A 9,619-nucleotide genomic window follows, 5' to 3' on the forward strand; every position below is an offset into this window, starting at 1 on the left:
AATATCGAGAGCATTAGAAAGTTGCATAAAAAAATCCGAATTCTACAAAAGAATTCGGATTCTTACATACCTAGAAGATCGTTCAAGTGCTATTAACTAATTCTTAAATGATCGGCATTACGGCAATTGCCGTGCTTTTTTGTGGGTAAATATGAGATGTAATAGCTAAAGGTTAATGCCTAAAGTCAGCCATTAACGCAGGTATACCGGGTAACATGCCTACAATTGCCATTACAGTGGTAAGTAGCACAAACATGATAAGTGGAATCACCCAGCGGCTCATTTTAGTTAGCTCAGCGCTGCGCTCTTTACAGCCAATCAGCCCTAAGTTATCAAGTAACATAGTAAGTGACCAACCAAAAGCAGGATTAACCAAGGTCGAAGCAAACACCACAATAGCGGCTGATTGCGTCGTTTTACCTTCGCGCGTCATTTCCATGCCAGCTTCAAGTAGTGGGATAAACACACCAACAATAAGCGCTACACACAATACAGGCTGCCAAATTGCTAAATCCATAGGGTAACCCCATAAACCAGCAATAATACAAAATAATGCAGTTAAAATAGCGCCAGCAGGGATAGGGCGTTTAGCAATAGCGGCAGGCACAATATAAGTACCCCAAGAGGAGGCAAAGTTAGCACCACCGGCAAGTGAGCCGAATGTTTGTCTAACCGATGCACTTAGCATGGTGTCGTCGATATTCATTTGCACTTTTTCGGTGCGTTGCGGATAACTTATTTTTTGAAATACTTGATGGCCTAAAAAATCAGGAGACCACATAGCAACGGCGAGCACTGCAAATGGGAGTACAACAACAAAGCTTTCAAGTGTTGGTAAACCTAGCATCCAACCCGTGTTTTCGCCCCACCAGTAAGCTGGGTTCATATTTGGTAAACCCGGTGCAGTATGAAACTCAAACGGTGCGCCTAAGGCAAAGGCAACCACGCCACCAATAAGGCAACTTAACGGCACGGCTAACCAACGCTTTTTAAAGTGCTCTAATAGCGCATACAATAAAATGGTGGCTAAAATAACAATAAACGCAATGTGTGCCATATCAATGGCTTCAGCCCAAGCAAACAGCTTTTTAACTTGCGAAATAGTACCAATAAAGCCTAAATAAATAAGTAGCCCGCCACATACACCTTTACTGGTTAGGCGCGCGAGCATACTTCCTCCCTTGGTTATGGCTAAAATAAAACCAAAGGCACCAATGAGTAAGCCAAACGCCATAGGGTGACCGCCAGCAGCAACAACAATAGGAATTAACGGAATAAGCGGGCCGTGAGTACCAGCCAAGTTGGCTGTTGGTAAAATAAAGCCTGAGAATAAGATGATAAAAATAGAAACAATGAGTAATTCGTAACGTACATTTTCTAAAACAAATGCATCGCTTAAACCAAGAGGCGCCGCAAAGGTTGCTGCAATAGCCCCCACCATAACGACTTTGCCAATTGTGCCTGCCATTGCTGGAATGGTGTCTTCAAATTCAAATCTGTAATCTCTAAACGGTAAATTAGGACGCCAGCGCTTAGGCTGCATAATTTGTAATTCATGTTCGAGATACTCGTCGCGAGTATTAAACTCTGAACTCGGCTTGTGAAGTTGCTCGTAGCTTTGAGCATCCTTGTGCGTGTTTGATGGTGCATCACCGGGTGGTGTAGTTTGCATGCGTTCTCCTGCAACATTGTTGCTTAATCAAATAAATACGGCTTTTGTTAAAGCAAATGAATATTGAACATGCAGGGTAGATCAGCTCTTAGGCTGGGATGTATAGGCAAAAGGTCGTGCATGGTTGTTTTTAATACAGTTAATCTGACAATCAGCTTTACGTTAAAAATTATAAAACCACACAAAATGATTTAAAATTACTATAAATCAATGGCTTGTTTTTTATTTTAAAGAGTTTGATTACTGTTTATAACGGGGAATAGTGTTAATGGCAGGTTATTATCCTTTAGTCTTAGTGACTGTAAAAGCCGCTTTGTTTGAAAAGCTTATTGGTAGCAGCCGTTAATTTCGTTTTATTTGTGGTGAAATAATACTTCTGTTACTTTCGGATTGTTAATAACAACAATAAAGAATAGAGATGCAACTCAACTCCCCTAAATCAATTGGTATTTTACTTGGTACGCTTTACGGCATATTTATGCGGCTGTTTGTAGAGCTAGTCAATGCTTATAATTTAGGTAGCTTAGTCTCTATATCATTTATGTTTTTAGTGCCTGTTGCTATTGGCTATATTCGTATTCACTTTGAGTACAACGAATCAAAAACATTAACTAAAAGGCAAATGATCACGATTGCTTGGCAGCCTATTTTTGTTTTTTTATTTGTAAGTGTAATTACTTTGCTTGAAGGGAGCATTTGTGTGGCAATGGCTTTGCCTGCTTTTATGTTTTTTGCCAGCATTGGTGGGTTACTTGCGGGCCTTGTTAGAAAACGTAAAATAAAAAAAGCGAATAGTTCTTTATTATCAATCGCGTTGTTACCTATATTGCTCTCACCTATTGAAGTTAACTTTTTACATTTATCAAAAACCTACGAAGTAACAAATTCAATAGCTATTAACGCGCCCATCAATGTTGTGTGGCAGCAGTTAGCTAATGTGAGTGACATAAAACCACAGGAAGTGCCTTTTTCACTCACTCAATTAATTGGTGTACCAAAGCCATTAAAGGCAAGTATGAATGCTAGCGGTATAGGCGCTGTTCGTACAAGTACTTGGCAAAAAGGCGTTGTGTTTAAAGAAGTAATAACCGACTGGCAACCAAATAAACAGATGCTTTATAGATTTGATATAGACCCAGATGCTATCCCCGATGACGCACTCGATAAACACGTAAAACTAGGCGGTGAATACTTTTCACCTCTTTACGGTGGATATGAGTTAAGTGAAGATAAAAGCGGCAATACGATTTTAACGTTAAAAACGACCGTGCAAGATAATACAAATTTTGGTGTTTATTCGCGAATATGGGGTGAGGTGATATTTCAAGATTTTCATTACACACTTTTAACGTTGATGAAAAACAGAGCTGAAAAATCACTTATCGCAGTTGCTTCTTATAATTAGCTTAAAGCATTGTGTTTATAAAAATATTACACGCTAAAAGGTAAAGCCTTTGCATTTGCAAAGGCTTTTGTTTTAACTGCTAACTTTTACCAGATCATTTCTACAAATTCAGGGTGGTCGATATACGGATTACGATTACCTTGAAATTCAAAGGCTGCTTGGTTACGGTCAAGTTCCATTTGGCTTACAGGATCGCTGTTATGCCAGTTAAGCAGCATGGCTACAACCCAGCTTTCAAATACTTTGTTGCTTGAGCCATTAAGTACCGCATTGCTTGAAGTTGTTTTAGTTTGCCAAGTGCCTATTACATTTTCGTAGCGTGTTGCCATATAAAAATAAGCGCGAGCAAAGTCACCTTTAAATTCGTCAATTGGCTCAAATACAGTACCTGAGTAATTTAATGAACTTGCGGCAGAACCTAGTTTACTTCCGTTAGTTGATGTAAATGAAGCGCTTGCTACTTCACCAAATGGGAAGTTACTACGTTTTGAGTTTACATAACCGTCGGTTGCGTAAATATGATGCACATCTGAGTTCATTGGCTCAATAGTGCCGCCAAACCAGCTTTTAGGAAATGAATGCTCACGGTTGTAACAGCCGCCTTCTCCACTATAGTTACCACATTGATCGCTCACCGCAGCATAATTGTAGCTGTCAGAGCCGTTTGGTTTTTCGCTATACATATCTAAAATGCTGTTATCGTTTTCAAAGTATGTATCACGTGCAGATGAGTCATAAAAACTCCAAATAGCTGAGTAACCCTGTGCATTATGATCTTTAATAATATTATAAAGCTCAGTTTTTAGTGCATAACCCGATAACCCTTGAGCAGTAACATAGTAGCCAGTGGGTGTTGGGTTGCTCCCGCCGCCATCACCAGAGCCACTGCCTAAAGTAAATGCCGTGCTGTCTGTATTACTAAAACTTGCACCGCTAGCAAGTGTGGTAGAGCCTTGCTTAAGCGCATAACTGCCATTACCTGTTGAACAACACATGCCATCGCCGTAGCTGTCGCTAATAACAAGTGTGTAAGTACCATCAGTTAGGCATATTTGCTCATCATACTGAGTGTTTGATGCGTAACCACTGCCGTTAGCAACAGCGCTACCTTGATTGTTATTAACGGCCCAACTAGTTTCGCTACCGTAATTATCGGTATTAAGCGTTAAAGTAAGGCTATTGTCGGTACAGCTTGTTGATGCGCTGCCATCAGCGTTTGGTAAAAAGTTATCTACGTATACGGTTTCGCTGCCATCAAATCCACTTACATCGTAAAACCTTAGGCCAACACTAATTGTTTTATTACTGCTTGCTGTATAGCTATGGCTAACTGTTTGCCATTGGTTAGTTTGTGCTTGATTTGAATAGCCTTGATAACCATCTACATACAAGCGAGCTTTAATTTTACCTTCGGTGTGGTAAACATCCGCCGAAAAGTTATAGGTTTTACCTGATTTAACAGCAACTTGTTGTAGTAAATCAGTGTTACTTTGCGATCCTGTTGTTACATTGACAGCAGCAGAGCTACTACCGCTTTTAACTGTACTGGTTGAGCGCGTTAAGCTGATTCCGCTATCAATAGTGCTCCAAGAACTAGGTGTATTGCCAGTCCATTGTTCAAAGCCGCCATTAGCTACATTGGCCATTACAGGTAATGAGCCAAGTAACAATGCGGTACTAAGTAGTTTATTTTTATATTTCCCGTGTAACATGGTTGTTCCTATTTTTATTTTGAATGAGGAATATACCCTACATTAGTTAGGTTACAAAATTGTTAATTTAAAGTACTGTAAAAAGCAATAATCGCCCTTTAATCTGTTTTTGAAGGTATTTTTATAAATTAATAACTAAATGGAATATCAAAGCAGATTCTATTCTTTTTTTATCTATGCAGAGCCCGTTATCCTACATACTTAGAAAACCTCAACAGATACGCTCTGGATGAGGTAAAACTCATTTTTAACAATACACAAAGTGTGTTGTGTTTAATTTTCAGGGTTATGGGGAATCGATTCATGTTGTTAGGTCAACTAAATGCTGCGGCAAGCCCGCTATCGCAAGATCAAGTACAAAAGCTGCAAGGTTTAGTGGCTGAACTTAATCCAATTCAACAAGCGTGGGTAAGCGGTTACTTAGCTGCAAATGCTAATTCGGCTGCGTTAGGTGCTCCTACGGCAGGCGTACCGGCTGCGGGTGATGCAGCAGCGCTAACTATTTTATATGGTTCGCAAACAGGTAACGCAAAAGGTGTAGCTACCAAAATGAAAGAGCAGGCTGAGTCGCGAGGCTTAGCAGTTAAGCTTGTTAGCATGTCAGATTACAAACCAACAGCCCTGAAAAAAGAAAAGTTTTTAACTATCGTTGTATCTACTTACGGCGAAGGTGAGCCACCTGAAGACGCAGAAACACTTCACGAATTTTTAGCCACTAAAAAAGCGCCAAAACTAGACGATGTAAAAATAGCGGTTATTGGCTTAGGTGATTCTAGCTATGAGTTTTTCTGCCAAACAGCAAAAGATTTTGAAGAGCGTTTAAATAAACTCGGTGCGCAAACCATATATCAACGTGCTGATTTAGATGTAGATTACGAAGATGAAGCTGCAACATGGATTGCCGGTGCAGTTGATGCATTCGAACCTGATTTAAAAGCGCAGCAAGAAGCCGCTGGTGGTCAAGTTGTATCAATGCCATTTGGCGCACCAACGACCGCTTCAAGCCAATACACAAAGCAAAATCCATTTGAAGCAGAGCTATTAACAGTTCAAAAAATTACCGGTCGCGACTCAACTAAAGATGTACGCCACGTTGAAATTTCGCTTGAAGGTTCAGACATTACTTACACACCTGGTGATTCATTAGGTGTGTACTTTTTAAATGATGATGTATTAGTTGATGAAGTACTTACACTTACTCAAATAGATGCAACAAGCATTGTAAAAGTAGGTGATGAAGAGCTAAGCGTACGCGGCGCACTTATTGAAAAACTAGAGCTGACTCAGTCATACCCAGGTTTTGTAGAAAAATACGCAATAGCAACTGGTACGCCTGAATTATTAAAGCTTGTAGAAGATAAAGCTGCAATGCGTGCGTATATTGAACCTCGTCAAATATTTGATGTGATTCGCCAAAACCCTGCAAACATTGATGCGCAAACATTAGTAGATTGCCTACGTAAACTACAAGCTCGTTTGTACTCAATTGCATCTAGCCAAGCTGAGGTTGAAGACGAAGTGCATTTAACACTAGGCCTAGTGCAATTTGATGCATTTGATAGCGAGCATTTAGGTGGCTGTACTGGTTACTTAACTCGTCGTGCAGAAGAAGGTTGTAAAGTTAAAGTATTTAGCGAACACAACGACAATTTCCGCCTACCCACTAACGATGATACACCTGTGATTATGGTTGGCCCAGGTACGGGTATTGCGCCGTTCCGTGCATTTTTACAAGAACGTGATTCGCGTGAAGCACAAGGCAAAAACTGGTTGTTTTTTGGTAACCCACATTTCACTCAAGACTTTTTATACCAAGTAGAAATACAGGGTTATTTAAAATCGGGTTTACTTAACAAAGTAGATGTTGCATTTAGCCGTGACCAAGCCGAAAAAGTATACGTACAAGATAAGTTACGCAGTAACAGTAAAGACGTGTTTGAATGGTTAGAAGCTGGCGCTCACTTTTATATTTGTGGCGATGCAAATCGCATGGCAAAAGATGTACACAACGCCTTGCTTGATATTGTTAAAGAAAACACAGGCAAGAGCAATGAAGACGCAGAGCAATATTTAAAAGATTTGCGTAGCGCAAACCGCTATCAGAAAGACGTGTATTAATCACGTTTCTTATTTTATTTAACAGCTAGCAGCCGTCACTGTAACAAATTTAGGATTTAAAATGAGCGAACAAGATAAAAACGTAAAACTTTCTGATAACGAACGTTTGAAAAGAGAAAGTAACTTTTTACGTGGCACCATAGAAAAAGATTTAACAGACGAAATTACCGGTGGCTTTACAGCCGATAACTTTCAGCTAATTCGTTTTCACGGTATGTATCAACAAGATGACCGCGATATACGTGGTGAGCGCGCTAAGCAAAAGCTAGAGCCGCTACATAATGTAATGTTACGTGCACGTATGCCTGGCGGTATTATTAAGCCAGAGCAGTGGTTAGCAATCGACAAGTTTGCAGATGACAAAACAAGCTACGGCAGTATTCGTTTAACAACGCGTCAAACGTTTCAGTTTCATGGTGTATTAAAGCCTAATATTAAAGGCATGCACCAAATGCTTGATAGCGTAGGTATAGACTCTATTGCTACAGCGGGTGACGTTAACCGTAACGTGCTTTGTACTACTAACCCAGTTGAGTCTGAGTTACACCAAGAAGCTTACGACTGGGCTGCAAAAATTTCTGAACATTTATTACCAAAAACGAAAGCGTATGCTGAAATTTGGCTAAATGGCGAAAAAGCAGAAACCACAGAAGAGCCAATTTTAGGATCTAACTACTTACCGCGTAAGTTTAAAACAACGGTAACTATCCCACCTAACAACGAAGTTGATGTACACGCTAACGATTTAAACTTTGTGGCAATTGCTGATAACGGCAAACTTGTTGGTTTTAACGTATTAGTGGGCGGTGGCCTTGCCATGACGCACGGCGATACAGCAACTTATCCGCGTAAGGCTGATGACTTTGGCTTTATTACGCTAGAAGACACCTTAAAAATTGCAGAGCATGTTGTATCTGTGCAGCGCGATTGGGGTAATCGTTCAAACCGTAAAAATGCAAAAACTAAATACACATTAGACCGTGTAGGTGTTGATGTATTTAAAGCCGAAGTTGAAAAGCGCTCAGGCGTTACGTTTGCACCAAGCCGTCCGTTTGAGTTTACTCATCGTGGCGACCGCATTGGTTGGGTTGAAGGCATTGATGGTAAGCACCACTTAACGCTATTTATTCAAAGTGGTCGTATTTTAGACTACCCAGGCAAACCGCTTAAAACTGGTTGTCGTAAAATTGCAGAAGTTCACCAAGGTGACATGCGTATGACGGCAAACCAAAACTTAATTATTGCTGGCGTACCTGCAGATCAAAAAGCCGTGATTGAAGAAATTGCTCGTAGCCATGGCCTGATTGATGACACAGATTCGCAGCAGCGTAAAAATTCTATGGCGTGTGTTTCACTGCCAACGTGCCCACTTGCAATGGCCGAAGCAGAGCGTTACTTACCAAGCCTAGTAGAAAAAACTGAAGCATTACTTGCTAAGCACGGTATACCCGATGACAGCATTATTATGCGCGTTGTAGGTTGCCCTAACGGTTGTGGCCGCGCAATGCTTGCAGAAGCTGGTTTAGTGGGTAAAGGCCCAGGTAAGTACAACGTTTACTTAGGTGGTAATTTAGAAGGTACACGTATTCCTAAATTGTACCTTGAGAACGTAGGCGAAGACGTTTACCTAGAAGCATTCGATAAGCTAATTGGCCAATGGGCAAGCGAGCGCAATGACGGTGAGTGTTTTGGTGACTTTGTTATACGCAAAGGCATTGTTGCTGAAGTAAAAGTATCAGTAACCGATTTTCACGCTTAATTAAATACCAGCGCTTTGGCGCTGGTGAGGTTTGGAATTTACCATGAGTGAATTTAAAAACATTTTACAGCTAGATAAACAAAGCCAAACGGCTATGTTAGCTGATGCTAATGGTTTACTAGCGAATATGAGCGCAGAACAGCGTGTTGCATGGGCGCTTGATAACTTGCCTAATACGGCTTTTTTATCATCTAGCTTTGGTATTCAAGCGGCAGTAATGCTGCATTTAATGACCTCACAACGTCCAGATATTCCCGTTGTATTAACCGATACAGGCTATTTATTTCCTGAAACGTATCAGTTTATTGAACAAATGAGTGAGCGTTTATCACTTAACTTAAAGGTGTATAGAGCGCCGCTTAGCCCAGCATGGCAAGAGGCTAAATTTGGTAAACTATGGGAGAAAGGCGAAGACGGCATTAAGCAATATAATCAGCTTAATAAAGTAGAGCCGATGACCCGTGCGTTAAAAGAAATAGAAGCGGGCACGTGGTTTAGTGGTTTGCGCCGCGATCAATCATCTACACGTGCTGATAAACAGTTTGTAGAAATTAGCCGTGGTACCGTTAAAGTGTACCCGATTATTGAATGGTCTAACCGCGACGTGTATCAGTATCTTACCAAGCACGATTTACCTTACCACCCATTATGGGAGCAAGGTTATGTGTCTATGGGAGACGTACATACAACACGTAAGTTAGAACCAGGAATGACAGAGGAAGAAACTCGCTTTTTTGGTTTAAACCGAGAATGCGGACTACACATGGATGGTGACGGTATTTAACGCGACTACGGTGTAGTTAAATTGCAAATAAAAACGCAGCTTCGGCTGTAATGCCGTTCACTTAAGGTGAACGGCTTTTTTATTTCTAGCGTACCGCTGTGGTCTTGGGTTGACTGAACGAGGAAAACTTCGCCCCCTTCGTGGCTCTAGAATGAGGCTTTCTGCCATC

The 9,619-nt window shown here is 40.8% G+C and carries 6 protein-coding genes; 4 read left to right on the forward strand and 2 right to left on the reverse strand.

Features of this window, described 5'->3' with window-relative positions; genetic code table 11:
- Window positions 1–172: 172 nt before the first annotated feature.
- Window positions 173–1,672, reverse strand: coding sequence for a DUF3360 family protein (locus tag I6E70_RS20290; protein ID WP_007582201.1), 1,500 nt, complete (start codon window positions 1,670–1,672; stop codon window positions 173–175).
- A gap of 418 nt (window positions 1,673–2,090) precedes the next feature.
- Between I6E70_RS20290 and I6E70_RS20295 the strand changes: the two genes are divergently transcribed.
- Window positions 2,091–3,077: a hypothetical protein gene (locus I6E70_RS20295; protein WP_197189483.1), complete on the forward strand. Its 987-nt coding sequence runs from the start codon at window positions 2,091–2,093 to the stop codon at window positions 3,075–3,077.
- A gap of 86 nt (window positions 3,078–3,163) precedes the next feature.
- On the opposite strand, the gene I6E70_RS20300 is transcribed toward I6E70_RS20295, so the two are convergent.
- A complete protein-coding gene (locus I6E70_RS20300) occupies window positions 3,164–4,789 on the reverse strand; it encodes an endonuclease (RefSeq protein ID WP_197189484.1) in 1,626 nt (541 codons plus the stop codon).
- A gap of 303 nt (window positions 4,790–5,092) precedes the next feature.
- Between I6E70_RS20300 and I6E70_RS20305 the strand changes: the two genes are divergently transcribed.
- The 3 genes from I6E70_RS20305 (at window position 5,093) to I6E70_RS20315 (ending at window position 9,450) form a co-directional block, all read left to right on the forward strand.
- Entirely contained in the window at window positions 5,093–6,907 is a 1,815-nt protein-coding gene (locus I6E70_RS20305; RefSeq protein WP_197189485.1) for an assimilatory sulfite reductase (NADPH) flavoprotein subunit, read from the forward strand.
- A 61-nt stretch (window positions 6,908–6,968) separates the two neighbouring features.
- Window positions 6,969–8,666, forward strand: a complete 1,698-nt coding sequence (cysI, locus tag I6E70_RS20310; protein WP_007582193.1) for an assimilatory sulfite reductase (NADPH) hemoprotein subunit — start codon at window positions 6,969–6,971, stop codon at window positions 8,664–8,666.
- A 43-nt stretch (window positions 8,667–8,709) separates the two neighbouring features.
- The gene (locus tag I6E70_RS20315) at window positions 8,710–9,450 is read left to right on the forward strand and encodes a phosphoadenylyl-sulfate reductase (protein WP_007582191.1); all 741 of its coding nucleotides are present in this window, start codon (window positions 8,710–8,712) and stop codon (window positions 9,448–9,450) included.
- The last annotated feature ends 169 nt before the right edge of the window (window positions 9,451–9,619 follow it).

The organism is Pseudoalteromonas sp. NGC95 (assembly GCF_015864705.1).
GTDB lineage: Bacteria > Pseudomonadota > Gammaproteobacteria > Enterobacterales > Alteromonadaceae > Pseudoalteromonas > Pseudoalteromonas arctica.